This window comes from Deltaproteobacteria bacterium, from assembly GCA_029210625.1.
In the GTDB taxonomy this organism is placed as follows: Bacteria; Myxococcota; Myxococcia; order SLRQ01; family SLRQ01; genus JARGFU01.
The window spans coordinates 1-25,793 of sequence record JARGFU010000044.1; the positions used below are offsets into that span (position 1 = coordinate 1).

Genomic DNA, 25,793 nt, shown 5'->3' on the forward strand with positions numbered 1-25,793 from the left:
GCGAGCTGGGTTCAGAACGTCGTGAGACAGTTCGGTCCCTATCTGCCGTGGGCGAAGGAAATTTGAGAGGATCTGTCCTTAGTACGAGAGGACCGGGATGGACGCACCTCTAGTGGACCGGTTGTCACGCCAGTGGCACAGCCGGGTAGCCATGTGCGGAACGGATAACCGCTGAAAGCATCTAAGCGGGAAGCCAACCTCAAGATTAGATTTCCCAACCGCAAGGTTCTCAAGGCCCGTCGTAGACTACGACGTTGATAGGCCGGAGGTGGAAGCGCAGCAATGCGTGTAGCTGACCGGTACTAATAGGCCGTGAGGCTTGGTTTCTTCCCTTTCCCGTCGTCGAATCATCGACACGGTTTCGGGTCGAAATCGAGATCGAAACCGGGAGCAATCCCGGAAACGACTGGCGCTCGGTACACGAGCGTGCAATGCCATTCGTATGTACATCTTCGCGGATCGCGAGAGCGATCCCAGCAGTTTTTCCGGTGGCAATTGCGAGGGGGCCACACCCGTTCCCATCTCGAACACGGTAGTAAAGTCCCTCAGCGCCGATGGTACTGCACTGGTGACGGTGTGGGAGAGTAGGACGCCGCCGGAGCTTATTTGGAAGGCCCCGTGGACCTTGGGTTCACGGGGCCTTCGTCTTTAAGGTATCCCCTGTCCATGGCCCGGCGCTTCAATCCTCGCGATCACTACTTCCGGAAGGCACAGAAGGAGGGCCTGCGGGCCCGATCCGCCTTCAAGCTCGAGGAGGTCGCCCAGAAGCACCGTCTCTTCCGGCCCGGGCTGCGAGTCCTCGATCTCGGGGCCGCCCCGGGGGGCTTCCTCCAGGTGATCGCCGCCGCCGTGGGCAAGAAGGGCCGGGCCGTCGGGGTGGATCTGCAGGAGATCGCCGATCTGGGCCTCGAGCAGGTGTCCACCCTGGTGGCCAGCGTCGAGGACGAGGATCTCTCGGAGCGGCTACTCGAGCAGACGGAGGGGCGGCCCTTCGATCTGATCTGCTCGGACATGGCCCCGGCGACGACCGGCTCGAAGGGCACCGACGTGGCCCGATCTCACCGGCTGGTGGAGCGGACCCTGGAGCTCTTGCCGGAGCTGCTCCGGCCCCGGGGCCACCTGGTGATCAAGGTCTTCATGGGGCCGGGCTTCGAGGAGCTGCGCGACGAGCTCCGGAACCACTTCGAGAAGGTCTCGGTGGAGCGCCCGAAGGCGATCCGCTCCCAGAGCAAGGAGTGCTACCTGGTGGGCCTCGAGCTCAAGACCGGGGAGCAGCCAGGCTAGGGATCAGCCCGGATCGGCCGAGAGGAGCTTCTCGACGGCGAGGAGGATCTCCGGCATCGGGGTCTCCTTGGGCAGGAAGGTGGCCCGGCGCCGGCTGGCGATCCCGGCCCCCACGTCGAAGCCCACCTTGCCCGAGAGCAGGAGGACCGGCAGATCGGCCTCACCGCCGACCGAGCGCAGCCGATCGAGGACCTCGGCGCCCTTCATCTCGGGCAGCTCCAGGTCGAGGATCAGCAGATCGAGGGTGAGGATCTCCTCGGAGATGATCTTCAGGGCCTCGGTCCCGGTCTCGGCCTCGATGACCTCGTAGCCTCCCTCCCGGAGGGCGTCGCCCACCACGGTCCGGAAGAAGCGGGTGTCGTCGACCAGGAGGATCCGCAGGCGATGCCGCAGGGAAAGCTTCTGGAGGTAGTTCTCCAGGGTCGCGATCGTCTCGTCGTCCAGGCTCTCGAAGGCGATCCCCACGCCGGTGGTGCCGTCCTCTTGCTGATCGTGGTGGCGAACCTCGCCCTCGAGCCCGAGGGGGAGCTCGGTCTCCGGGAGCCGGAGCTCCAGGGCGACGTGGCTGCCGACCGGCGGCGGGTGGTGGGTCTTGAGGAAGAGGCCCCCCGAGGAGAGGTTCTGGGTGAGGAGGTGCTCGATCTCCTGAGGGCCCTGGAGGGCGACCCGGAGGCGGATCGGGAGGCGGCGCTCGGTGCGCCGGTCCTTGCCCTCGAGCCCGGCGCCGGTGGCCGCCGCCTCGACGAGGCGCAGGAGCCGCTCCCGGCCGTGGGCGGCGAGGGAGAGGAACTTCAGTCCCACCCCATCGAGCCGCCCGAGGCCCTCGGCCTGCTCTCGCCCGAGGCGGAAGACGACCCGGGCGGTGAGCCGGACCTCGGGGCCGAGCCCCTGGAGGACCACGTTGGCGATGCTCCCGATGGGCGGGAAGGCGCCCCCGAGCTCGACGAAGCAGCCGGAGAGGGCGATGTTCGAGACCTTCCCGCGGTGCGGCGCGCCCTCGACGGTGAGGGTGGCCACCAGATCGCCCGGGCCGGGGAAGCGCCGGGCCCGCCGACGCTCGCGGACCCCGGTTCCGTCACCCTGGGCCGCCTCCTGGATCACCTTGAGGGCGTCAATCGGATCCAGCCGATCGCCCAGGTGGATGTCGAAGCCCGAGAGCATGGCGCGGGCGGGTCCGGAGGGGGTGACGAGGGGGCGGACGAGGCGATCGGCGCCCAGGCCGGGCACGGCGGCGAGGGTCGCGTCGGGATCGAAGCCCTCGGCGGCGGCCTCGAGGAGGATCGCCGCGGCGCCGGTGGAGGTGCGGAAGTAGGCGCTCGCCTTCAGGCGGGCCCGGGCCGGGACCTCGGCGATCAGGCGCCGGATCGTCACCGAGAGTGAGTCCAGCTCCTCGTCCGTACGCCGCAGGACCAGCAGGAGGACCTTGTCGCCCCCCTCGCTCACTTAGGCTGCACCCGGAAGAACTTCCGCTTCCCCACCTGGAGGAGGTACTCGCCGCTGGAGAGCTCCGCCTGGGGATCGGCGACCTTCTCTCCGTCCACCTTCACGCCGCCGCCCTTGATCAGGCGGCGGGCCTCGGAGCGCGAGCCGGCCAGGCCCAGGTCGGCGATCATCCCGGCGAGGGAGGCGCCCTCGGGGGGGAAGGTGTAGGCGCCCTCGGGGATCTCCTCGGGGAGGCCCCGGTTCGTGTGCACCCGCGCGAAGTGCGCGGCGGCGGCCTCGCCGGCCTCCTCCCCGTGGTAGCGGACGACCATCTCCCGGGCGAGGGCCTCCTTGGCGCTCTTCGGGTGGAGGCTGCCCTCGGCCACGGCCTGCTTCTCCGCGGCGATCTCGGCCGTGCTGCGGTCGGAGAGGAGCTCGTAGTAGCGCCACATGAGATCGTCGGTGATGCTCATGAGCTTGCCGAAGATCTCCTCCGGCGGCTCGTCGATGCCGACGTAGTTGCCCAGGGACTTGGACATCTTCTCTCCGACCAGCTTCCCGTCGACCAGGCGGCCCTCGGTGCCCTCCAGGAGGGGGGAGGTCATGACCACCTGCGGGCGCTGCCCGTGATCCCGCATCAGCTCGCGCCCCACGAGGAGGTTGAAGAGCTGATCCGTCCCGCCCAGCTCGACGTCCGCCTCGAGGGCGACGGAGTCGTAGCCCTGGAGGAGCGGGTAGAGGAACTCGTGGATCGAGATCGGGATGCCGGCCTTGTAGCGCTTCTTGAAGTCGTCGCGCTCGAGCATCCGGGCCACCGTGTAGTGGGCGGCCAGCTTGATGATCCCGCTCGCCCCGAGCGGCTCCAGCCACTCGCTGTTGAAGCGGATCTCGGTGAGCTCGGGATCGAGCACCTTCTTCACCTGCGCCTCGAAGGTGCTGGCGTTCCGGCGGATGGCCTCCTCCTCGAGGGGAGGCCGGGTGGCGTTCTTCCCGGTGGGATCTCCGATCCGGGCGGTGTAGTCGCCGATGACGAAGATCGCGCGGTGCCCCAGGGCCTGGAAGCGCTTCATCCGGGCCAGGACCACGGTGTGGCCGAGGTGGAGGTCGGGGGCGGTGGGATCGAAGCCGGCCTTGATCTTCAGGGGACGGCCGGCCGCGAGGAGCTCCTCGAGCTGCTCGCGCGAGTGGAGATCGACGGCCCCCCGGGTGACCTCGTCCAGGTTGAGTGCGCTCGTTTCGTTGGGCATGGAGGGGCTTCCGTCCTGCATCTAGAGAGAAGATCGAGCGCCTATTTTGCAGCTTTCCCGAGCACAGGCAACACGCCGTCCGGTGTGACGAGGTGATCCACTGGCGCGTCGTGCGCGTCGCGGGGGAGCGCCTCGAGGATCTGGAAGCCGTGGGCGACGCCGACCCGGATCGCCGGCGTCTCCGGCAAGGTCGCGTCGTAGTAGCCGCCCCCCTGGCCCAGGCGGTTCCCCTCCCGGTCGAAGGCCACGCCGGGCACGAGGATTAGATCGAGGGCGTCGAGGGGAACCGGCAGGCTCCGTCCCGGCGGTGGGGTGGGGATCTCGAAGGGGCCGGGCACGAGTGCGGCGCCGGGCTCGAGCACCCAGAAGCTCAAGGTGCGGCTCCCGGGCTCCATCCGGGGGTAGGCCAGCCGCTGCGCTCCGAGGTGCGCGAAGAGCGGCTCGAGCGGCACCTCCCCCCGGACGGCCGCGTAGATTCCGATCGTGCGCGCGCCCTCGAAGAAGGAGGCGTCAGTGAGGTGCCGGATCACGGCCTCCCCGGCCGCCTGCACCGAGGCCGGATCGAGGGCGCCCCGGTGGGCCAGGAGGCGGCGGCGCAGGTCGCGCTTGCTCTTCGCGGATACTGCCATGGGGAAGAGGGCCTCGAAGTAGACCCCGCATGGGCCGTGTGAGCTGCGTCAACCGAACCCGAAAATTCCAGGTGGGAGGACCTTGTGGTGCCGTAGGCTTCCCTCTGGCTCGCCACGTGGACGAGCAAGGGCTTGCTCATGTCACCTCGAGAGGTCCCCCCTGGTTGATTGTATCGGCTCGGATCATACAACTCAGCACGGGCCCAGCAGGGAAAGGGTTGGAAGCCCGTGCGGCGGGTCCACGTTGTGCGAGCTTCCGGAAACTCATTGGGCGACCTCCAGCCGCGCCTCGATCTCCTCCTCGACGATCCCGAGGAGGCGCTCCGAGCGCTGGCGGAGGACCTGGCGAAAGGCGGCGTCGTCGGCCCGCGAGGTCTCTCGCTGGGCGGTGAGGGTGAGCACCTCGTCGGCGAGCGCGAGGGCGGCCATCACGGCGAGGTGGCCGCGGTCGACCTCGCCGGTCGCCCGGGCGATGGTGTCGAGGTGGGACTCGAGGAGGGTCAGGGCCTCGTCGACCCGGGCGCGATCCCGCGCCGAGCCGGAGGCTCGCACCGGATAGCGGTGCCCGAGCACCGTGACCTCGATCCGGCCTTCGTCCTTCGCCACCTTGCTCACCTCCATGCTTCGAGAATACCGCCGCACTCACTCGCGTCGTTCACCATCGACGACCCAGCTTCATGCGGAAGGGAACTATAGGAGTGCGTCACCTGCCCAGTCAAGGCAGGGCCTTCCGGTATGTTCCAAAAAATCCAGTGAATCCATATGTTTATGATGGAGGCCGGGAATGATACGCTCCCGAATCATGCTAGTGCGACGCTCGACGGCTCTCGGGATCGTGACCCTCCTCCTCGCTGCCCTCGCGCCGGGGGGCGCAGAGGCGGCGAAGCTCTCCGGCGTCTGGGACGGCCCCCTCGGGCCGGTGAAGATCTCCCAGAGCGGCGGCCGGGTGACCGGGACCCTCGCCGCGCCGAGCGAGCACTGCGGGCTGAAGAAGGGTGAGCGCGTCGTCGACGGGACGATGATGGCGGGAAACTTCTCGGGGAAGGTCCGCCTCTGTCAGACGGGCTGCGACACGGAGGGGCCCGGCTGGGCCTTCGCGATGCTGGTGCAGGCGGGGCGCAGGCTCTCGGGCGCCGCGGCGATCAAGATCGGCGCGGGGTGCCGGGTCCCCGGCCGGACCGACAACGGGGGCGTCGTCTTCCACCGGCGCGCGCCGCCCAAGCCGAAGGTCGAGACGCCGCCGCCGGAGGGCGACGAGGGCACCGAGACCGGGACGGGGGAGAGCGGCAGCGCGCCGGATCACCCGATGGTCGGGCCGGCCCAGGAAGGCTACGACCCGCGAATGGCCGGGAGCCTGCGGGAGAAGGCGATGAACGTGGCCCGGGACGGCGCGACCTACCTCGAGGAGGGCCGCTTCGAGAAGGCCCGGGAGCGCTTCATGGAGGCGATCGAGATCGATCCCTCCTACGCCGAGGGCTACAACGGGATCGGCGTGACCTACGCCCTGCGGCGCGACTGGGACGAGGCGGCGAGCTGGTATCAGCGCTCGATCGGGACGAACCCCGACATCGGCGACGCCTACTACAACCTCGCCTGCGCCTATGCGCAGACCGGGAAGGCGGACCTCGCCGTTCGCTATCTGCGCATCGCGGTGCTCAACGGCTACAGCGAGACCACGAACCTGAAGGAAGATCCGGATCTCGCGCCCCTGCGCAAGCGGAAGGACTTCCAGGGGGTGCTCAAGCTCACCGCCTTCGCGGCGATGCCCTGATCAGGCGAGCCGCGCGAGCAGGCCGGCCATGACCTCGAGGACCCGGTCGATCTCCTCGTCGGTGGTGTAGCGGGAGAGCGAGATCCGCAGCGAGCTGGCGAGCCGCGCCGGCGAGAGCTGCATTGCCCGCAGAACGTGGCTGGGCTCGACCGAGCCCGAGGCGCAGGCCGAGCCCGTCGAGACGCAGATGCCCTCGCGGTCGAGGCCGATGAGCAGCGCCTCGGCCTCGATCCCGGGGAAGGAGAGGTTGGTGGTGTTGGGCAGGCGGGTGCCGGGCGCGGTCGGGCCGTTCACCGCCGCCGGGCCGTGGAGGGCCAGCAGCCCCTGCTCGAGGCGATCCCGGCGGGCGGCGATGGTCTCGGCCTCGCCGGCCTCGAGGCCCTCCCGGGCCAGGCCCAGGGCGGCCGCCAGCGCCACGATGCTGGCCAGGTTCTCGGTGCCGGGGCGCAGGCCGTGCTCCTGACCGCCGCCCCGGATCACGGGGTGGAGGCGGGTGCCCTTGCGGCGCACGAGGAGGCCGACGCCCTTGGGGCCGTGCAGCTTGTGCCCCGAGACCGAGAGGAGGTCCGCTTCGCTGCTGCCGAGATCGACCGGGACCTTGCCCACGGCCTGCACGGCGTCACAGTGGAAGAGGACGCCGCGCTCCCGGCAGGCCGCGCCGACCCGCGCCACCGGCATCAGCGCGCCGGTCTCGTTGTTCGCCAGCATCAGGGAGCACAGGAGGGTGTCCTCCCGCAGCGCCTCGAGCATCGCCTCGGCCGGGACGATCCCGTCGCTGCCGGGGGGGACGAGGGTGAGGCTGGCGCCGAGGTGCTCGACGGTCGCCTCGGCAGCGCGGAGGACGGCAGGGTGCTCCACGCTGGAGACGACGAGGTGCCGGCGATCGGCGGGGGCGGCCTCGACGGCGCCGAGGATGGCGAGGGTGTCGGCCTCGGAGCCGCTGCCGGTGAAGACGACCTCCTCCGGCTCGGCGCCGAGGACCTCGGCGGCCTCCTCCCGGGCCGCGTCCAGCCGATTGCGAGCCATGCGGCCGACGCGGTGAATGGAGGAGGGGTTTCCGGGCAGCGTCGCGAGCGCCTCGCCCAGGACCTCGATGACCTCTGCCGAGGCGGCGGTGGTCGCGTTGTTGTCGAGGTAGATCGTCACGGCCGGGCCCCGCCTTCAGACGATGGGCGCGGGCGTCTCGCCCTCGACCCCGAAGTTCTCGGCGAAGCGGTCGAGGACCGCGGCGGCCAGCGCCTGGCGCTTCTTCTGACTCAGCCCCTCCAGGGGGAGGCGGGCGCCGGCCATCTGCCCGTGGCCGCCGGCCGAGCCGCCCAGATCCTCGGTCAAGGCGCGGATCTGCTTGCCCGCGTTCATCCGGCGATCGTTCGTGCGCAGGGAGACGTAGAGCTCGTCCTCGTGCTCGCCCACCGCCACCGACCACTTCACCCCGTCGAGGGAGAGGAGGCGCTCGGCGATCTCGGGGACGATGTCCGGCAGGTAGACCCCGCCCATGTCGACGGTGATCACGTTGCCGCGCATCCGCGCCTGCTCGTAGGCGTGGTGGTAGGCCCGGAAATAGGAGACCGGCACCTGCGGGTGCTCGATCTCGGCCAGGAGCGCCGGATCGGTCAGCCCGAAGAGCCAGCGGTAGGCCTCGGTGTCGGCCTCGCCGGCCTCGCGGCCCAGCGCGCGGGTGTCGCTCTTCACCCCGTAGAAGAGGGCGGTGGCCAGCATCGGGTTGGGCTCGAGGCCGGCCGCGTGGATCAGCAGGGTGACCATGGTGCTGGTCGCCCCGAAGTGGTTCGAGATCAGCCAGAGGGGGGAGCCGGCCGCCCCCGGTCGCTCGGGGTGGTGGTCCACGACGACCTTGGCCACGGCCCCGGCGGGGAGGCTGTGGTTGCCGGTGGGGGGCTGGGTGTCGACCAGCGCCCAGAGGGTGTCCTCGGGGGTGTGCACCTTGGAGATGGGCGTCATCGGCAGCTTGAGGTGACGGACCAGCGCCCGGTTCTCCGCCCGGCCGATGATGCCGCCGTAGGCCAGCTGGGTCCGCAGGCCGCCGAGCTCGGCGAAGAGGAAGGACAGGCCGGCGGCCGAGGCCATGGCGTCGGGGTCCGGGTTGTCGTGGGTCAGCACGACGGCGGTGCTGTGCTGCCGGCAGAGCTCGCGCAGGGTGTCGAGCGCCGCTCCGAAGTCGACGGGCAGGTCGAGGGAAGCGACGGTGGACGGACTCGAACTCATGATCGGGATTCTAGCGGGACTCGGGAGCGCGTGCGGCCGCTTCTAGAGCAGGTGGCCGCAGCGGTCGCGCTTGGTGTCCAGATAGCGCTCGTTCTCCGGGCGCCTCCCGACCTGGATGGCCTCACGCTCGACGACCTCGATGCCGTGGCGCTTGAGGCCGAAGACCTTGGCCAGGTTGTTGGTGAAGAGCCGCACCCTCCCGACCCCGAGGGCGCGCAGCATCTCGGCCGCCACCCGGTAGTCGCGAAGATCGGCGTCGAAGCCGAGGTGCTCGTTGGCCTCGACGGTGTCGAACCCCTGATCCTGGAGGGCGTAGGCGGCGATCTTGGCTCCGAGCCCGATGCCGCGGCCCTCCTGCCGCAGGTAGAGGAGGACGCCGGAAGGGGAGGCGCCGAGCGCCCCCTGAGCGTGGAGGAGCTGCGCGCGGCAGTCGCAGCGCAGCGAGGAGAGGGCGTCGCCGGTGAGGCACTCGCTGTGGATGCGCACGGGCGTGACGGCCTCCGGGTCGATCTCACCGTGGACCAGCGCCAGGTGCTCCTCCCCATCGAAGGCGTTGGAGAAGACGTGGATCCGGAAGTCGCCGTGCTCGGTGGGGAGCTCGGCGCTCGCCTCGATCCGCGCGGCAGGCCCCTCGGGGGCCGGCCGCTCGCGATTGAAGCCTACGGGGCGGGCGATGCCTCTCATCTGGCTGGACATGCGAGATAGGCTGCTCCCGGCCCCGAAGGCCGGCAAATGCAGCCAGGAGCGCCCCTAGCCGGCCTGCTCGGCCCGCGCCTCCTCGATGCTGCGGAGCATCTCGAGGGAGTTCGTGAGCGAGTTCTGCATGCTCTCGGCCAGCATGTCCCGCAGGGGGATCCAGGAGTTGGCCTTCAGGCAGCCGTAGTACTGCTCGCGGTCCTGCTCGTGGATGACCACGGGGAAGTAGGAGGCCCGCATGAGCAGGATGTTGCTCATCAGGCGGCCGACCATCCCGGAGGCCTCGGACCAGGGGAAGACGCGCATGAAGTGGTAGCCGAAGTAGGCGGCCTGCTCGAGCGGGTGCAGGTTCTTGAAGTCGGACTTGGTGACGTCCTGGACCAGCTTGTTCAGGTGATCGGCGATCTTCTCCGGGGCGAGGATCTCGTGGAAGTAGGTCCGGTGCAGGGGGATGTCCCGCCGGTACTTGCCCTTGTCCCGATCCATCCCGAGATAGAGGTTCTCGTAGAAGGTCTGGAAGAGGGAGATGGTGAAGCGGAAGCGCTTGGACTCCGACTCCCGGCGGACCATCTCGAGCGCCTCGAAGTTGGCGCGGATCTTCTTGTAGAGCGTGAAGTTCGCCAGGTCGGTGATCACCGACTGGGTCCGCGCGCCGTGGATCTCGGGGTAGGTCAGGACCACCCCCTCGAGGGCGTTCTCGTGGTGGATCCAGCTGTAGTCGAAGTTCCGGTGGAAGGCCTCGCGGACCTCCAGAGGCGCCATGTCCAGGGCGTCGCGCAGGTCCTCGGTCAGCTCGTCGATCTCGATCAGGCGGGTGTGCATCTATCTGCCTCTCTCGTGTCCGTCATGAATTGGAAAACGGCGGACTGCCTGCACCCCTTCGACCTCTTCCAGGGGGCTCGCCATGCTTGTGACGCGACGCGTCAGCGGGGCCCAACATCCCGAAAATCGGGGCGGAAACTAGCGATCGGAAATCGACCTGTCAAGGTGCTGTTCGATTTCGCGATCGCGCCAGCCAGCCCAGGGTCCCCAGGAGCAGCACGATCGCGGCGATCGTCCAGAGCACCGCCCAGAAGAGCGCGGGGAGGTGAGTGAGGTCGGCGAGGGCGACGGCGTCGGTGACCTGGGAGGGCCCCTCCTCCCAGGGCAGACGCAGGACGTCCGAGCGCAGATCGAAGAGGGCATAGAGGCTGACGAAGGTCGCCAGCACGATGCCCAGGCTGCGCAGGAGCTCGTCCGGCAGCCACCGGGCGCCGCCCAGCAGGACGAGGGCGAGGGGCAGGGTGATGGTCCAGGAGGTGGGGTCGCGCAGGTAGAGCACCGCCACCACGAGGAGGCCGAGCCCCAGGGCGCCGATCACCCGGGTGGGGGTCAGCAGCCTTCGCTCCCGCCCGAAGAGGAGGAGGAGCGCCGCGCCGGAGAGGGCCGAGCCGAGGTAGCCGGCCGAGGCGACGACCATCCGGGGGAGGAGGGCGTCGGGGAGCCGGAAGCGGGTGAGCCCACCCTGGAGGAAGTTCACCGAGATGGACTCGGCGCTCCCCCCCATGGCGATCGCGGCGAGGGCGTGGCCCAGCTCGTGGAAGAGCACGGTGAGCAGCTTGAGGGGCAGCAGCAGCGGGCTCTCCCAGAGGAGGATGCCCAGGAGGGTGGTTGCCGCGACGCCCAGGAGGAGGCGCAGGCGGCCGCGACGCTCGCGCGCGGCCCGCACCCCGGGCAGGCTCTCCAGGGGGGGCTCCGGGCTCATGACGCCTCGGCGGGGGAGGTGGGGACCCGCTGCCTCAGAGGACCACGAAGAAGCTCTGGCAGGCCTGGTCGACCAGATCCTGGGAGAGCACGGCCTTCTTCCGGCGGAAGCGGGCCGCGTCGGCGATGAGCTGCAGGATGTCCCGCGGGTGGCAGGCCCGCAGCTCCATGCCGGTGGTCGTGTAGTAGGTGTCGATGATGTAGTCGAGCGCGCTGTCGTTGTAGGGCACGCCCATGTGATCGCAGAGCCGCCGGAAGATCTCGCGGAAGGCCTTCTCGGAGGGGTTCGTGATCTCGATCTTGTACTTGATGCGGCGCAGGAAGGCCTCGTCCACCAGCTCCTTGGGATCGAGGTTCGTCGAGAAGACGATCAGCTCGTCGAAGGGCACCTCGAATTTCTTGCCCGTGTGCAGGGTCAGGTAGTCGACGTGCTTCTCGAGGGGGACGATCCAGCGGTTGAGCAGATCGGTGGGGTGGACCCGCTGCCGCCCGAAGTCGTCGATCAGCAGCATCCCGCCGTTGGCCTTCACCTGGAAGGGGGCCTCGTAGAATTTGGCGTCGACGTTCCAGATCAGGTCCAGGGTCTCGAGGGTCAGCTCACCGCCGACGATCACGGTCGGCCGCCGGGAGAGCAACCAGCGGCGATCCATCTCTATTCCGGTGCCCATCTTCTCGGCGTCACCCTCGAGAGAGACCTCGATGTGGACCAGCGGGTCGTAGACCTTGATGATCTGGCCGTCGACCTCGAGGGCCCAGGGGACGAAGACCTCGCCGCCGAGGACGCTGGAGATGGTCTCGGCGATGGTGGTCTTGCCGTTGCCCGGAGGGCCGTAGAGGAAGAGGGAGCGGGAGGAGTTCACCGCGGGGCCGAAGCGGTCGAGGAGCTCGTCCTCGATCACGAGGTGCGAGAACGCCTCGGCCAGCCGGTCCCGGTTGATCATCTTCCCCGTCGCGCTCTGGGAGAGGGTGAGGGAGTTGTACTGATCGATGGGGATCGGGGCCGGGCCGGTGTAGCTGCTGCGGCCCACGGCCTCGCGGGCGGCCTCGCGGCCCTTGGTGGTGAGGACGAAGTCGACCGAGGCCCGGCCGAAGCCCTTGCCGCCGCGCAGGTCGGCCCACTGCTCCGAGACCATGAAGTCGAGGATCTCGTCGACGACGCCCGCCCAGGGGAGGCGCATCCGGTCCGCGAGCTCGATGCCCGAGACGACGCCCCCGTAGTAGAGCAGCCGCAGGGCGAGGTCGGTCAGCAGCCCGATGTTGAGGCCCGTCTCCTTGACGCTCCGCGGCTCGGGAGGCGCGAGCTGGAGAATGCCGGGATTCTCCAGGCCGAAGGGGTTGTCGGGATCTCGAAAGGTCTCGGTTCTCTCGGCCATGCTCGGTCCTCGGGGCCCGGATGCGACGGGGGGGAACTACACGCGGGTGAGCCAGTCCTTGTACTGCGGCAGCTTCCCGGACACGACGTCGAAGAAGGTCGATTGCAGCTCGAGGGTGATCGGGCCAGCCTTGCCCGTGCCCACGGGGCGGTTGTCGATCTCGCGAACGGGGGTGACCTCGGCCGCGGTGCCGGTCATGAAGACCTCGTCGGCGATCCAGAGGAAGTCGCGGGTCACGAGCTGCTCGCGCACCTCGTAGCCGCGATCACGGGCGATCTGGACGATGGCGTCCCGGGTGACGCCGGCCAGGATCGTGCCGGTCACGGGGGTGGTCCAGAGGCGGCCGTTGCGCACCGCGAAGATGTTCTCGCCGGAGGCCTCGGAGACGTAGCCCTCGGGATCGAGGAAGATCGCCTCGTCGAAGCCTTGGAGGAGGGCCTCCCGCTTGGCGAGGATCGAGGTGACGTACTGCCCCACGATCTTGCCCTTCACCATGCTGTGGTTCACCTGGGCGCGGGTGAAGGTCGAGACCTTGGCCCGGATGCCGTTCTTCAGGCCCTCGGCGCCGAGGTAGGCGCCCCACTCCCAGGCGGCGACCATCACCCGCACCGGGTTCGCCATCGTACCCAGGCCCATGGCGCCGTCGCCGACGAAGACCAGCGGGCGCAGGTAGCAGGCCTTGTTGCCGTTTTTGCGCACGGCGTCCAGGCAGACCTCCACCAGGTCCTCGATGGGGTAGGGGATGTCCATCAGGCAGATCTTGGCGGAGTCGTAGAGGCGCCGCAGGTGCTTCTGCAGGCGGAAGATCGCCAGGCCCTCGTCCTCGGTCGCGTAGCAGCGGATCCCCTCGAAGACCCCCAGCCCGTAGTGGAGGGTGTGGGTCAGGACGTGGACCTTCGCCTCGTCGAAGGGGAGCCACTCACCATCCATCCAGATCCAGTCTGCCTTGGGCATCGGTTACTCCTTCTTCGCTGATTCGAGGTGTGGGCGCCGGCGGGCCCCGAGGGGGCTGGCGAGCGCCGGGGTAGACGACCTTGCTACCACCGGCCCAGGAAAAGCCCAAGGTCGAATCGGCCAGGGCCAGGACACCGCTCTAGGGGGAGGGGTCCTCGTGGGCCTCGAGGGGCTCGAGGAGGCGCGCGATGAGGGGCAGCTCGTAGGAGAACTCCTCACGCCCGGCCCGGACCGCCTTGAGGGTGTTGGCGACGCTGGGGACCAGATCGATGGGCGAGAGGGTCTTAAGGAAGGTCATCACCACGTGGGCGTAGCGGAGGTTGCCCCGGACGTTCTGCTGGGCGAGGCGCTGGATGGGGATCCAGATGGGGGCCGTGAGCTTGGGCGCGAAGCCGTCCATGGCGACGACGAGGGCGTTGCGGTGCCCGATCTTGCCCGCCTGCACCGCCCGCCAGGCCGAGCGGGCCGGGACGTTGTCCACCAGCCCGCCGTCGATGAGGCGGCCGATCCCCTCGCGCTCGAGGATCTCCTCCAGGAGAGCGATGGTGTCGGGCGCCTGCCGCGCGATGTCGTAGTGGATGAGCCCCGGCACGGCGGCCGAGAAGCCCAGCGCGTCGAGGAGATCGAACTCGGCGGTGAGGGGATCGGCGCCCGCCACCAGGGGCTTGAGCATCTCCGGGTGTTGCACGAAGTCGGAGAGGGTGCGCCAGAGGCCGGCGATCAGCCGCCGGGTGCGGCCGATGCCGCCCAGGCCGCCAGCGCCGGGCGCGGCCTCCTTGAAGCCGTGCTCGTACCACTCCGGGGAGTGGGGCATCTCGCCGCGGCGGATGCCGGCGATGGTGATGAGCATCGGGATGGCCAGCTCCTTCACCGCGAGGGGAGGGCGGTCCGGGTCGTCCTGGAGGAACTCGCCGATGCCCGCGCGCAGGTAGAGGCGCAGCGGACCCGGCAGCCCGTAGCGGGTCTTCAGCGAGACGGGCGAGAAGAGCTTCGACCAGGAGAGGGCCTGGACCACCTCGACCACCCGGGCGGCGTCGAAGTGCTTGTGGCGAGCGCGGAAGGCCCCGAGGATCGCGCCGATGGAGGTGCCGGAGATCAGTGCCGGGATCAGGCCTGCGTCCTCGAGGGCGTGGAAGGCGCCGAGGTAGACGTAGCCGACGCCGCCGCCCCCCCCGCAGGCCAGCACCAGCTCCTTCTTGCGGATCTCCCGGTCCACGTCCTCCCAGGGGAGGCGGGCCGCGGAGGTCGCCATGAGCTCGTCGCGCTGCTCCCGGGCCAGCTCCCAGATCACCGGCTCGAGGGACGCGACCTCGGGCTTCTCGACCAGCCCGGCCCCGTCCCGCAGGAGGGGGGAGAGGGTGTCGATGAGGCGCTGCCGGTAGGGGCTCAGGGACTCGGAGAGGTCGATGTCGCGGCCGTCGGCGGTGCGCACCTCGGTGAGGCGGGCCAGGGAGAGCGCGTAGCGGATGCGGTGCTCCTGCCGCCGGGTGAGCCAGCCCGGGCTCTCGAGGCAGGCCCGCACGAGCTGGACCTCCATCTCCTCGAGAGGACGGATGGCGCGGTGGCGCCGGCGGAGCATCTGCGTGGGCATCGGTGAGCGGGCGTCAGGAGCGGGCGCGGCCCTGGTAGAGGCGCAGCTCGCGCAGGGCTTCGGTGCAGTCCGGGTTGCACTGCATCGCCTTCTCGAACTGCTTCTCCGCCTTGTCCGCCCGTCCCTGCGCCTTGTAGATGTAGCCGAGGAAGAGGTAGGCCTTGTCGACCTTCGGGTTGAGCTGGATGGCCTGCATGATGTGGTCGAGGGCGCGGTCGATCACCTTGGTGTCGCTCGGTGCGGTCTGGAAGAGGCTCCAGCCGAGGTAGGCGTGGAACTCTCCCTCCTCGGGGTAGAGGGAGACGGCCTCCCCGAAGGCGTCGTGAGCCAGCGCCCACTTGCCCTTGCGCAGGTAGCCCTCGCCCCGCTGGAACTTCCCCTCGGCCGCGAGGATCCGCGAGACCTGGTCGGAGGCCTCCTTCTTGCGGGAGCCGGAGGCGAGGTGCTGCTCGTAGTGCTTGCGCTCCTCGGGGTCGGCCAGCACCTCGTAGGCGTAGGTGAGGCGCTCGTAGATCTCGGCGGCGAGGAGCTTCAGCTCGTCGGAGACGCCGTGCGAGGCCTTGTCCGGGTGGTAGGAGCGGGCGAGGGCGAAGTAGGCCTTGCGGATCTCGGCGGCGCCGGCGCTGCGGGAGACGCCGAGGACCTCGAAGTGGCTCTGCTTGCGCATCGAGCCGAGCATGGACGCCAGGCGCTCCTTCTGTTCGCGCTCGTCCGCGCTGGGCAGCGGCGCCTCCGGGATGGGGGGCGGGAGGGGGCCGCCCCCCTTCTGCTTCGCCGACTTCCGGTCCGCCGGCTTGGCGCCGGGGAGGGGCGGCGGGGCCTTCTGGAAGCCCGGGACGTACTCGCCGCGGGCGAGGGGCTTGGGCCGGATCTCGATCATCTGGGCGGCCGAGAGGGCGTAGAGGAGCTTCCAGGCCTCGCCCTCGGCGAGGAGCTCCATCGCCAGGAGCTCGCTGACCGGGCGGCGGCCGTTGATCTTGATGAGGAAGTTCTCCTCGTCGACGCCCAGCTCCATGTCCTGGTGGGCGTAGAGCGGGTCGGCGCTCGGCACGGCGAAGTAGTCCTCGACGTTCCCGAGGGCGCCGCGGGCGCGCTCGCCGGTCCACTTCTCCTGCACGCCCTGCCAGATCAACGCGGCGGGGCCCGACTCGAGGGTGACGGTCTGGGGCGGCAGCTCGTTCTTCGCCGTGAAGTGGTAGGTGCCGGTGCGCCAGCCGAAGACGTCCTGGAGCTTCTGGAGGAGCTGCAGCTCGAGGGCGAAGACCAGGTTGTGAGGCGAGATCAGGCCCATCTCGATCAGCACGGTGCCCTGCTGGCGCCCGGAGATGCGCATCAGCTCCAGGCTCTCCTCGCACTGGACCTCGGTGATCATCCGTTCGCGGACCATCACCTTGCCCAGGCACTCCGTCAGGAGGTTGCTCTTGGCCGAGACCGGGTAGCCGGCCTTCACGTAGATGATCTTCTTCGCCCGCCCCCGCTTCAGGAGCAGCGCGCCGGTCGCCCGCCAGCGGTAGATGTCGGCGAGGAGCTCCGGGAAGGGCCGCTGCCGCAGATCGCCCCGGCCCACGGCCTGACCCCGGAAGTCGTGCACCGCCGAGCGCTCGACGTCGGCGACCTCGGCCCGGGCGGCGTCGGTGGCGAAGTCCTCGGCCGGCAGCTTCTCGATCCGCTTGCGCTCGCGCTCGGCCGTCTTCGCCGAGGGGTAGTCGTCACCGAAGTAGCGGCGCACGACGCCCACGAGATCGTCGTTGCGCACCGGCTTGTCCAGGTAGTCCACCAGCCCGTACTTCGACATGGCCTCGGAGCGGTGGCGGGCGGAGCGGTAGATGCCCGAAACCATCAGGATCGGCAGCTCGGCGGTCTTCTCGTTGGCCCGGAGGCGCTCGGCGACCTGGAAGCCGTTGCGGACGGGCACCAGCACGTCGAGGATCAGGAAGTCGACCTCACGGCTGGTGGCGGTCTTCAGGGCCCACTCGCCGTCCTTCTCGGTCAGTACGATGAAGCCCTCGGCCGAGAAGAGCTCGGTCCAGAGGCGGGCCAGACTGCGATCGTCCTCGACGATGAGGAGCGTCTTGCTCATGGATTCTCTCTCCCCAGCACTTCCTCGAAGATCCGGCGCACGTCGGTGGTGACCCGCTCGTATTCGCCGAGCAGGGACAGACCAGCGCTCTCTTCGATGCGACTCATCTCGCCCTGGTGATAGCCCATTCGGCGAGCGAGGGCATCCAACTTGGGACCGTGGGTGGGAAAGGCGTGGATCGGGCGGTCGTGAACGATCCGGAGGCGGTTCTCCAGGCGGCGCAGGAAGTCCCAGCACTCGAGGAGGCGAGGGCCCTGCATCGGAGGGAAGAGCCCCGCCTCGGAGGCGATCGCCAGCGCCTGCCCGGTGGCCGGAGTCCGGAGGCGCGGCTCGTCGGCGCCGTGACGCAGCTGCAGGTACTGCACGATGAACTCGATGTCGATCAGCCCACCCCAGCCGGCCCGCGGATCCTTGCGGCCGGAGGCCTCCTTTGAGCGATCCTGCCGCTGGCGCTCCCGCATCTGGCGGATGGCCCCGCGCAGTACCTCCTCCTCCAGGGGCTCGCCGCCGTAGCAGGCCTGCTCGAGGGCCTGGGCGAGGGCGGGCTCGGGAGCCGGGCGGTGGGAGACGACGCGGGCCCGGGTGAGCGCCTGGCGCTCCCAGACCTGGGCCTCGCTGCGGTGGTAGGCCTGGAAGGCCTCCAGGGACGCGACCAGGGCGCCCTGGCTGCCGCTCGGGCGCAGCTGGGTGTCGATGGCGTAGAGGCGGCCCTCCGCCATCGGCAGGGTGAGGGCGGAGATCGCCCGCTGGGCCAGGCGAGCGAAGAGCTCCTGGGCCTCGACGCCCTCCCGGCTGCCTCCCGGGCTCTGTCCCCGGCCGTGGTAGAGGAAGACGAGGTCGAGGTCGGAGCCGTAGCCCATCTCGCCGCTGCCGAGCCGGCCCAGGGCGACCACCGAGAGGCCCACCGCGCCGCCGCCGGCGTCCACCGGCCACCCCCAGCGCGCCTCGGCCCAGGCGCAGGCCCGATCGAGGCAGGCCTCGAGGCAGAGCTCGGCGAGCTCGGTGAGCTGGCGGCTCACCTCGGGCAGGGTGATCACCCCGGCGACGTCCTGGATCCCGATCCGCAGCGCCTCCTCCCCCCGGAAGCGGCGGAGGGCGGCGAAGTGGAGCTCGTCGTCCTCGGTGGGCGCCGGGCGGCGCTCCTGCCAGAGTGCCTCGAGCTCGGAGCGCCGGCGGGGCCCGGGAGAGCGGCCCCGCAGGAGGACCTCGTCCAGGAGCTCGGGGTGGTTGAGGAGGGTGCGGGCGAGGTGGTGGCTGCTGCCGAAGACCGAGAGCAGGAGCGCCCGCAGGGGAGGGCGCTCCGCCAGGAGCGAGAGGAGCCCCGGGGCCGCCGGCCCGGGCAGGGCGGTGAGGAAGCGGGTGAGGTACTCGAGGGCGGCGTCGGGATCGGGCGCGAGGAGGACCTCGATCAGGAGGGCGCGGGCCAGCCCCCGGAGCTTGGGGGTCGCGGCACGGCCGAAGGGACCCAGGGGGCGGCGCGCGAGCTGCCCGAGGTGGGCCGCCGCGGTGGAGGGATCGTCGAAGCCCGCCCGGCCGCAGGCCTCCGTCAGCGCCTCCCGATCCTCGAGCAGGGAGAGGAGGGTGGCGGCCGCCTCGGCCAGGGCCCGGTCGCTCTCCTCCGACTCCTCGCTGCTGCCGAAGCGACGATCACCGAAGCGCTGCACGCTCTCCCGGTGCTCGTCGAGGCGGGCGAGGAGGGGCGCCGCCGGGTCGTCGGCGGCCGGGTCGTGGAGGCCGAGCGCCCGGGCCAGGCCCTGAAGGCGCGCGGGGTCGACCGGGAGGCGGTGGGTCTGGCGGTTCTCGTGGAGTTGCAGGAGGTGCTCCACCCGGCGCAGGAGGACGTAGGCCTCCGAGAGCTCCGTCGCCTGGAGGCCGTCGAGGTGGCCGGCGAACTGGAGCCGGCGGATGGCCTCAAGGGTCGCGGGCTCCCGGAGGGCCGGATCCTTCCCCCCGTGGAGGAGCTGCAGGGCCTGGACGATGAACTCGATGGTGCGGATCCCGCCCCGGCCCAGCTTCAGGTCGCTCGCCTCGTGACCGCGCCGGCGCACCTCGCGGTCGAGCTCGCCCTTCATGGCGGAGATGGCCTCGAGGGCCCGGCGGTCCAGGCTGCGCGGGTAGACGAAGGCCTGCAGCGTGTCGAGGGCCCGCCGGCCCACCGCGAGATCGCCGGCGGCCGGCCGCGCCTTGATCCAGGCCTGCCGCTCCCAGGTGCGTCCGAAGGTCGCGTAGTACTGCTCCAGGGACGAGAGGCTGTTGGCCAGGGGGCCGCTGCGCCCCTCGGGGCGCAGGTCGAGGTCGACCCGCAGGGCCTCGCCGTCCTCGGTGGTCTCGCCCAGCAGGGCCTTCGTCTCCTCGACCACGGCGGCCGCGAAGGTGAAGGCGGGGACCGCGCCCTCCTCGCCTCCGGAGGTCTCACCCTCCTGGGCGTAGACCGCCAGCAGGTCGACGTCCGAGGAGTAGTTCAGCTCCTGGCCGCCCAGCTTCCCCAGGGCGAGGACGGCCAGGCCTGGCGTGGCCGCCGCCGGATCGCCCCCGGGCAGCTCCCCCCAGCGCCGCCGGGCACCCGCGTGGGCGAGCTCCAGCGCGGCGCCGATCAGGGTGTCGGCCTGATCGGAGAGCGCCTGGAAGACCTCGCCCAGGCGCAGGGTGCCCGCGAGGTCCCGGTCGGCGATCTCCAGCAGGCTGCGGCGGCGGTAGTGGCGCAGGAGACGAAGCTGCACCTCGCGATGGCCGGCGGCGGCGTGGAGGCGCCCCCGCAGGCGGTCGGTGCGATCGGGCCAGCCGGCCTCCTCCCGGGCCTGGAGCCACTCGACGAGGCGGGGGTGCCGGCGCAGGAGCCGGGCGGCGAAGCGGCTGCTGCCGGCGAGGCGGGCGGCGCGGGCCAGCCAGGCGGGGTCGAGGGTGGGATCGCGCCGGGCGCTCCGCCGACGGCGGGCCCGCACGATCTCCAGGGTCTCCAGCAGGGCCTGCTCCGGCAGGGGGGCCGCCCGGCAGGCGGCGAGGAGGGGCTCCGGGTCGGAGAAGAGGTCCCGGGCCTCGGCGACGCGGGCCGCTGGCAGGGCCGGGGTGGCGGGATCGCCCGCGCTCATCCCCCGCGCTCGATCCCGTGGTGCTTGATCTTCTTGTGGAGGTTGGTGCGCTCGACCCCCAGCTGCTCCGCGGCCCGGGTGACGTTCCAGCTGCAGGCCTCGAGGGTCTCCCGGATGAAGTCGCGCTCGATGGCCTCCCGCAGCTCTCGCAGGGAGAGCCCCCGGTAGGCGGCGAGGCTAGTCTCGCCCGGGCTCGCGGTGGGGATCGTGGCGCCGCCCCGCAGCTCGGGGGGAAGATCCTCGGTCCGGATGGAGCCCCCGGCGAGGATGATCAGCCGCTCGAGCATGTTGCGCAGCTCGCGCACGTTGCCGGGCCAGGGGTAGCGCTGGAAGAGGGGCAGGGCGTCCGCCTCCAGGGTGGGCTCGCGCACGCCGTGCTCCTGCCCGAGGCGGGCGAGGAAGGACTCCACCAGGAGGGCGATGTCCTCGGTCCGCTCCCGCAGGGGGGGCGCGTGGATGGGGACGACGTTGAGGCGGAAGTAGAGGTCCTCGCGGAAGCGGCCCTCGGCGACCTCGGCCTTGAGGTCCTTGTTGGTGGCGGCGATCACCCGCACGTCCACGGTCGAGCTGCGCTCGCCGCCGACCCTCAGCACCTCACCGCTCTGGAGCGCCCGCAGGACCTTGGCCTGCGCCCCGGCGGGCATGTCGCCGATCTCGTCCAGGAAGAGGGTGCCGCCGTCCGCGAGCTCGAAGCGGCCCTTCTTGCGGGCGGTGGCGCCGGTGAAGGCGCCGCGCTCGTGGCCGAAGAGCTCGCTCTCGATGAGCTCGGCGGGGATGGCCGCGCAGTTCACCTTCACGAAGGCGTGGTCCCGCCGCTTGCTCTGCCGGTGGATCGCGCGGGCGATGAGCTCCTTGCCGGTGCCGCTCTCGCCGGTGATCAGGACGCGACCGGAGGTGGGGGCGACCTTGGCGATCATCGACTTCACCTCCTGGATCGCCGGAGCGGAGCCGACGATCTCCTCCTCGGTCTCGGCGAAGCCCTCGAGCTGCTGCTGGAGGGCGGCCCGCTCGAGGCAGTTGCGGACGGTGATGAGGATCCGCGCGCGATCGAGGGGCTTCTCGAAGAAGTCGTAGGCGCCCAGCCGGGTGGCCTCGACGGCCTCCTGCAGCGAGGCGTCACCGCTGATCATCAGCACCTGACAGAGCGGCCACTTCTTGCGCACGGTCGGCAGCGCCTCGACGCCGCTCATGCCGGGGAGGCGTACGTCGAGGATGAGCAGATCCACCGGCTCGTGCTCGAGGACCCCGAAGGCCTCCTCGGCGGAGCCGGCCTCGAGCACCTCGTGATCTTCGGAGAGGATCAGGCGAAGGGAGCGACGGATGTTCTTCTCGTCGTCGCAGATCAGCAGGGTGGCCATGGCTATCGTTCTACAATGCTTTCCCGCAGGACGCTGCCCGAGAGGGGGCCTCGGCCCGCCAGGGGGAGGCGGATCTCGAAGGTGGTCCCGGGGCCGCTGCGCGGCGCGACGGTCAGCTCGCCGCCGTGCTGCAGGACGATCTTCCGGGAGATGGCCAGGCCCAGCCCGGTGCCGGTGGACTTGGTGGTGAAGTAGGGGTCGAAGATCTGGGAGGGGTAGTCGGCGGCGATGCCGGGCCCCTCGTCGCTGACCCGCACCACGGCCGCCTCGCTGCCGACCTCGAGCTGCACCTCCACCCGGGGCAGGCCCTCACTCAGGGGGGCGGCGGCCTCGATCGCGTTGCGCAGGAGGTTGGTGAGGACCCGGCCCAGGAGGGCCCGGTCCAGCTCGACCCGGGGATCGGTCTCGGGGAGCAGGAGCTCGATCTCGGCCTCGGCCGAGAGGTCGGGGTGGGAGCGCAGGTAGTCCTGGAGGTACTGGCCGAGGTGGGCCGGCGAGACGTCGACGTCCGGGAGCTTGGCGAACTCGGAGAAGGCGGTGACCAGGCGGCGGAGGGTCTGCACCTCCTCGCCGACGATCTCCTCCACCTCGGCGAGCAGCTTCTGGAAGCGCGGGTCGTCGCCGGAGTAGCTGGAGACGAGCTGCTGCATCGCCAGCTGGATGGGGGTGAGCGGGTTCTTGATCTCGTGGGCCAGCCGGCGGGCGATCCCCTGCCAGGAGGAGACCCGCTCCAGGTAGACGATCTGCTCCCGGCGCTCACCCAGCTCGACGACCATCGTGTTGAAGGCCTCCGCCAGGCGGGCCAGCTCGTCCTGACCGTCCACCTGTACCTGCACGTCGAGCTCTCCGGTGGAGAGGCGGGTGGTGGCCTCGGCGAGGGCCCGGAGGCGGCGGGTGGTGCGCCGGGAGAGGTAGGAGGCGATGGCCCCGCCCAGGAGGATCCAGGCGCCGAGGACCACCGCGAAGGCGCGCTGGTAGGCCGCGCGCATCCGGTCGGCGTTTCGCACGCGCTCGGCGTAGCCGCGGGCGAGCTCGCCCGCGCGGGCGTGGCCGGCGAAGACCGCCTCGGGCATCCCGAAGGTGACCCGGAGCTTGCCGCCGGCGCCGAGCTCCGCCTCGCGTAGCAGGGTGCGCACCGGCCCCTCGTCGGCCCCCTGCGGGCAGCCGATCCCGAGGGCCGGCGCGTCGGGCCGCACGACCTCGATCCGGCGCAGGTAGGGGTCGTCGGCGCACTGGGCGAGGAGGTGCTCGCGCACGGCCTCGGCGTCGAAGGCGGGGGAGAGGAGCACGGGGTCCCGGGCCAGGAGCGAGGTGCGCAGGAGGTGGGTCTCGCGGCGGGCGCGGAGGAGCTCGGGGTAGAGGCTCAAGGGGGCCTCGACCAGCTCCTGCACCTCGGGGTTCACCGTGCCGTGGAAGAGGTCCTCGGCGTAGCGCTGGGTGAAGAGCAGCACGACCACCGAGAGGGCGAGGACCGAGCCGAAGACGCCCAGCAGGATCGCCCCCTGGAAGCCGAGGCGCCGGTCCAGGATCGAGCGGAGCTTCGAGAGGCTCACTCCTCCTCACCCTCCTTTCCGCCGGGCGGCGGGGGCGCGGCCTTCTCGGGGGCCGGCGCCTCTTCCTCTCCCGCCCCGGGCCCCTCTTCCTCTCCCAGGGCGGCGCGGATCAGCTGCTCACCAAAGACGGGGCTCTCGAAGAGCGCCGCGGGCGCCTCGGCCTCCTCCTCCTCCCGGTAGAAGGCCCGGGCCATGGCGCCGAAGAAGGTGCCGCCGGGGCGGCTGGGGCCGCCGGCCGCCAGGGGGTCGCCCAGGTAGGGCCGGCCGGTCTCCTCGGGGCGGCCGTTGCGGGGATCGACGTCCACCCGCAGGGAGACCCGGAAGTCCCGCCGCAGATCGAGCTCCCCCACCGGGGAGAGCGTGACGTCCTCCAGGGTTCCGCAGATCCGGGCGGCGCCAGCCACCGTGTCCGCCCAGCGCTCGATCCGATCCTCGCCCTCCCGCACCCGCACCGCGTAGCGCTCGCCCCAGAGGTCGTAGACGAGCCGGCAGGTGCGCAGGGAGAGGGAGAGGGGCTCGGTGACCCGGGCGCCCCCCGGGTCGAGCGCGAGGAGGGTCGTGCGGATCCGGACCGTGTGGGGCAGCCCGTCGGCGAGTAGGCCGTCGAGGCGGCGGATCAGGAGGGCCGAGACGTCGGCGTCGAGGGTGAGGCGGTCCTCCACCACGGAGATGGTGCCGTCGATGGGCTGCGGCTTCTCCTCCTGGGCGCCGGCGGGGGCCGGCAGGAGGAGAAGGAGCGCGGCCGCCGGGCCGAGGTGGGAGAGGCCGCCGACCCGCATCATCAGAAGACCAGGTCGAAGGGGTAGGCCAGGCCCAGGGAGAAGACGCCGATGGCCGTGTCCACCCGCAGCCCGAGATCGCCGGAGAGCGGGAAGCGCGAGATCTCGTTGTCCGGGTCCCGGGAGAGATCGAAGACCGACACCGCGGGATCCTCGCTGGAGAGGGTCACCTGCAGGGCGGCATAGAAGTAGCTGCGGTAGAAGAACTTCCCGCCGTGGTGCCGCCGCAGGAAGGGCACCTGGTAGTCGATGCCCAGGGTCATCATGATCGGGTCGTACTGGAAGACCTCGGTGAAGGAGACGCCGAGGGCCCGGGGGACCGTGTTCTCGCCCACGGTGAAGTAGCTGTGGTCCGCCACGTGGAAGCGCTCGAAGAAGGGCGCCTCGCCCTGCACCAGGCCGACGAAGGCGTGGAGGCGTAGCGTGTGGTCGGCGAAGGCGCGGCGGTGCCAGGCGGCGTCGATCCGGAAGCGGCTGTAGTCGTAGTCGGAGAAGAGGAAGGGGCTGGAGACCTCCGCCGTCAGCCGGAGGCGGACGCCGCGGGTGGCGATGAAGGGATCGTCGCGGGTGTCGAGCTCCAGCGCCGCCGAGAGGACCGAGAGGAAGGTGTCGCCGGGCGGCAGGGCGGGCAGGAAGGGCTCGTCCCACTCCTCGACGCCGACCTTGAGGGTGCCAAAGACCCGGTCGGTGTGGACCGACTCCAGGCGGTAGGCCAGGAAGAGGTGGAGGCGCTTCCCCGCCGGGCGGCCGAGGAGCACCCGGCCGCCCACCCGCCGGTAGCGGACCCGATCCAGCTCCTCCGCGCTGCAGTTGCCGAGGAAGGCCGCGCAGTGGACCTCCGGGCCCTGGAGGTAGAGGAGCCGGAGGTCGCCGAGGGTGCGGGTGTCGAAGAGGCTCGGCGAGCGCAGATCCAGCCGGAGCGCCCGGCGATCGTCCCCGCCGACCACGCCCGCGAGCCCGCCGATGAGGTTGCGGCCCAGGAAGTTGGTGTCGGCGATCCCGCCGCCGCCGTAGAGGCGACCGACCTCGGTCCAGCCCAGGAAGAAGTCGGTGATCATCAGGCTCGGACGCTCCTCGACCCGGACGACCAGGATCACCTGACCGGGCGCCGAGCCCTTCTCCAGCCGGAACGCCACCGCCCGGAAGAGCCCGAGGGAGAAGATCCGGTCCCGGGCCAGATCGAGGTGCTGCTCCTCGAGGTGGATCCCCGGCTGCAGGTTCGCGGCCTGGAGGATCAGGGCGTCCGCCGTGTGATCGTTCCCCTCCAGGCGCAGGGCCTCGAGGGTGTAGGTGGGCCAGGCCGCCTCCGGCTCCTCGGCGAGGGCGGGCGTGGGAAGCGCGAGGCCGAGGCTCAGGGTCAGGAGCAGCCCGAGGGCGGTGATCCGGGTGGCATCGAGGGGACGGTGCATGGGGACCGCTCCATCATCGCACGCAACCCGCCTCGGGGGGCGGGGCTCACTCCTCGCCGGAGGGCAGGAGCACGACCTCATCGGAGGCCACCTCTCGCAGGCCCTCCTGCTCGCTCGCGGGCTCCGCGTCTTCCTCGTCTCCGGGGGGCGGCGGCGGTTCGCGTTCGGGGGCGTCCGGGTCGGCGTCCTCGGGCTCGTCGCCCTCCGCTGGCACCGGTCGACCCTCGCCGGTCAAGACCGGCATGGCCTGCGTCGCTCCGACGTCCAGCGCCTCGTCGGTGAAGACCGGGATGGCCTGCGTCTCCCCGACGTCCAGCTCGTCGGTGGCCGGGGGAGCCGCCGGCTGGGGCTCCTCGCCGGGGGCCTCGCCGGCAGGCCCCGGCGGCACCTCGGGCGGCGCCGGGGCCGCGACCGGCGTCGGGGCGCCCTGGATCGCGGGCACCTCGGGGTCCGGGCCCGGTCCGGGGTCTTCCGCCGCGGGCTCCTCCACGAAGCCCACGGGCACGGGCTTGGGGCTGGTGTCCTCCTCGGGCGCGAGCTTGGGGCTGGTGTCCTCCTCGGGCGCGAGCTTGGGGCTGGTGTCCTCCTCGGG

At 71.0% G+C, this 25,793-nt stretch carries 21 protein-coding genes, 2 rRNA genes and 1 other RNA gene; 4 read left to right on the forward strand and 20 right to left on the reverse strand.

The window, feature by feature from the left end; all coding sequences use genetic code 11:
- The 3 genes from P1V51_23890 to P1V51_23900 all read left to right on the forward strand — a co-directional run.
- Positions 1 to 327, forward strand: a 23S ribosomal RNA gene (locus tag P1V51_23890); the annotation flags it as partial.
- A 157-nt stretch (positions 328 to 484) separates the two neighbouring features.
- A 5S ribosomal RNA gene (gene rrf, locus P1V51_23895) occupies positions 485 to 601 on the forward strand.
- A gap of 65 nt (positions 602 to 666) precedes the next feature.
- Entirely contained in the window at positions 667 to 1,284 is a 618-nt protein-coding gene (locus P1V51_23900; protein ID MDF1566097.1) for an RlmE family RNA methyltransferase, read from the forward strand.
- Between the two features lie 3 nt (positions 1,285 to 1,287).
- Here P1V51_23900 and P1V51_23905 read toward each other — a convergent pair whose 3' ends face one another.
- From P1V51_23905 to zapA, 5 genes are all read right to left on the reverse strand, one after another.
- Positions 1,288 to 2,727 (reverse strand): TIGR02266 family protein, encoded by a 1,440-nt coding sequence (locus tag P1V51_23905; GenBank protein MDF1566098.1) that lies wholly within the window; start codon positions 2,725 to 2,727, stop codon positions 1,288 to 1,290.
- Complete coding sequence (tyrS, locus tag P1V51_23910; GenBank protein ID MDF1566099.1) at positions 2,724 to 3,953, reverse strand: tyrosine--tRNA ligase; 1,230 nt, start codon at positions 3,951 to 3,953, stop codon at positions 2,724 to 2,726. Before tyrS ends, P1V51_23905 begins: the two co-directional genes overlap by 4 nt.
- A gap of 41 nt (positions 3,954 to 3,994) precedes the next feature.
- Entirely contained in the window at positions 3,995 to 4,582 is a 588-nt protein-coding gene (locus P1V51_23915; protein MDF1566100.1) for a 5-formyltetrahydrofolate cyclo-ligase, read from the reverse strand.
- An 18-nt stretch (positions 4,583 to 4,600) separates the two neighbouring features.
- Positions 4,601 to 4,798: non-coding RNA, 6S RNA (ssrS, locus tag P1V51_23920), on the reverse strand.
- A gap of 48 nt (positions 4,799 to 4,846) precedes the next feature.
- Positions 4,847 to 5,188 carry a cell division protein ZapA gene (zapA, locus tag P1V51_23925; GenBank protein ID MDF1566101.1) on the reverse strand — a complete coding sequence of 114 codons (342 nt, stop codon included), beginning with the start codon at positions 5,186 to 5,188 and terminating at the stop codon, positions 4,847 to 4,849.
- 196 nt (positions 5,189 to 5,384) lie between these two features.
- Here zapA and P1V51_23930 point away from each other — a divergent pair, with 196 nt between their 5' ends.
- Complete coding sequence (locus P1V51_23930; protein MDF1566102.1) at positions 5,385 to 6,353, forward strand: tetratricopeptide repeat protein; 969 nt, start codon at positions 5,385 to 5,387, stop codon at positions 6,351 to 6,353.
- Here the strand turns inward: P1V51_23930 and P1V51_23935 are convergent, their stop codons facing one another.
- From P1V51_23935 to P1V51_24005, 15 genes are all read right to left on the reverse strand, one after another.
- Complete coding sequence (locus P1V51_23935; GenBank protein MDF1566103.1) at positions 6,354 to 7,499, reverse strand: cysteine desulfurase family protein; 1,146 nt, start codon at positions 7,497 to 7,499, stop codon at positions 6,354 to 6,356.
- 15 nt (positions 7,500 to 7,514) lie between these two features.
- Entirely contained in the window at positions 7,515 to 8,576 is a 1,062-nt protein-coding gene (locus P1V51_23940; protein ID MDF1566104.1) for a DHHA1 domain-containing protein, read from the reverse strand.
- Between the two features lie 42 nt (positions 8,577 to 8,618).
- Positions 8,619 to 9,272 carry a GTP cyclohydrolase II gene (ribA, locus tag P1V51_23945; protein ID MDF1566105.1) on the reverse strand — a complete coding sequence of 218 codons (654 nt, stop codon included), beginning with the start codon at positions 9,270 to 9,272 and terminating at the stop codon, positions 8,619 to 8,621.
- 54 nt (positions 9,273 to 9,326) lie between these two features.
- Positions 9,327 to 10,094: a Fic family protein gene (locus tag P1V51_23950; protein MDF1566106.1), complete on the reverse strand. Its 768-nt coding sequence runs from the start codon at positions 10,092 to 10,094 to the stop codon at positions 9,327 to 9,329.
- A 160-nt stretch (positions 10,095 to 10,254) separates the two neighbouring features.
- A complete protein-coding gene (locus P1V51_23955) occupies positions 10,255 to 11,016 on the reverse strand; it encodes a M50 family metallopeptidase (GenBank protein ID MDF1566107.1) in 762 nt (253 codons plus the stop codon).
- A 34-nt stretch (positions 11,017 to 11,050) separates the two neighbouring features.
- The gene (locus P1V51_23960) at positions 11,051 to 12,388 is read right to left on the reverse strand and encodes an ATP-binding protein (protein ID MDF1566108.1); all 1,338 of its coding nucleotides are present in this window, start codon (positions 12,386 to 12,388) and stop codon (positions 11,051 to 11,053) included.
- A gap of 36 nt (positions 12,389 to 12,424) precedes the next feature.
- Positions 12,425 to 13,342: a branched-chain amino acid transaminase gene (locus P1V51_23965; GenBank protein ID MDF1566109.1), complete on the reverse strand. Its 918-nt coding sequence runs from the start codon at positions 13,340 to 13,342 to the stop codon at positions 12,425 to 12,427.
- Between the two features lie 139 nt (positions 13,343 to 13,481).
- Positions 13,482 to 14,921: a patatin-like phospholipase family protein gene (locus P1V51_23970; GenBank protein ID MDF1566110.1), complete on the reverse strand. Its 1,440-nt coding sequence runs from the start codon at positions 14,919 to 14,921 to the stop codon at positions 13,482 to 13,484.
- A gap of 25 nt (positions 14,922 to 14,946) precedes the next feature.
- The gene (locus P1V51_23975) at positions 14,947 to 17,013 is read right to left on the reverse strand and encodes a response regulator (protein ID MDF1566111.1); all 2,067 of its coding nucleotides are present in this window, start codon (positions 17,011 to 17,013) and stop codon (positions 14,947 to 14,949) included.
- A complete protein-coding gene (gene glnE, locus P1V51_23980; GenBank protein ID MDF1566112.1) occupies positions 17,010 to 20,102 on the reverse strand; it encodes a bifunctional [glutamate--ammonia ligase]-adenylyl-L-tyrosine phosphorylase/[glutamate--ammonia-ligase] adenylyltransferase in 3,093 nt (1,030 codons plus the stop codon). Before glnE ends, P1V51_23975 begins: the two co-directional genes overlap by 4 nt.
- Positions 20,099 to 21,460, reverse strand: coding sequence for a sigma-54 dependent transcriptional regulator (locus tag P1V51_23985; protein MDF1566113.1), 1,362 nt, complete (start codon positions 21,458 to 21,460; stop codon positions 20,099 to 20,101). The genes glnE and P1V51_23985 overlap by 4 nt, the downstream gene beginning before the upstream one ends.
- Positions 21,461 to 21,462: 2 nt before the next feature.
- A complete protein-coding gene (locus P1V51_23990; GenBank protein ID MDF1566114.1) occupies positions 21,463 to 23,013 on the reverse strand; it encodes a HAMP domain-containing sensor histidine kinase in 1,551 nt (516 codons plus the stop codon).
- Positions 23,010 to 23,795 (reverse strand): hypothetical protein, encoded by a 786-nt coding sequence (locus P1V51_23995; GenBank protein ID MDF1566115.1) that lies wholly within the window; start codon positions 23,793 to 23,795, stop codon positions 23,010 to 23,012. The genes P1V51_23990 and P1V51_23995 overlap by 4 nt, the downstream gene beginning before the upstream one ends.
- A complete protein-coding gene (locus tag P1V51_24000; GenBank protein ID MDF1566116.1) occupies positions 23,795 to 25,201 on the reverse strand; it encodes a BamA/TamA family outer membrane protein in 1,407 nt (468 codons plus the stop codon). Before P1V51_24000 ends, P1V51_23995 begins: the two co-directional genes overlap by 1 nt.
- Before the next feature lie 46 nt (positions 25,202 to 25,247).
- Positions 25,248 to 25,793 (reverse strand): hypothetical protein (locus P1V51_24005; protein MDF1566117.1); only part of this gene is annotated, 546 nt, incomplete at its 5' end.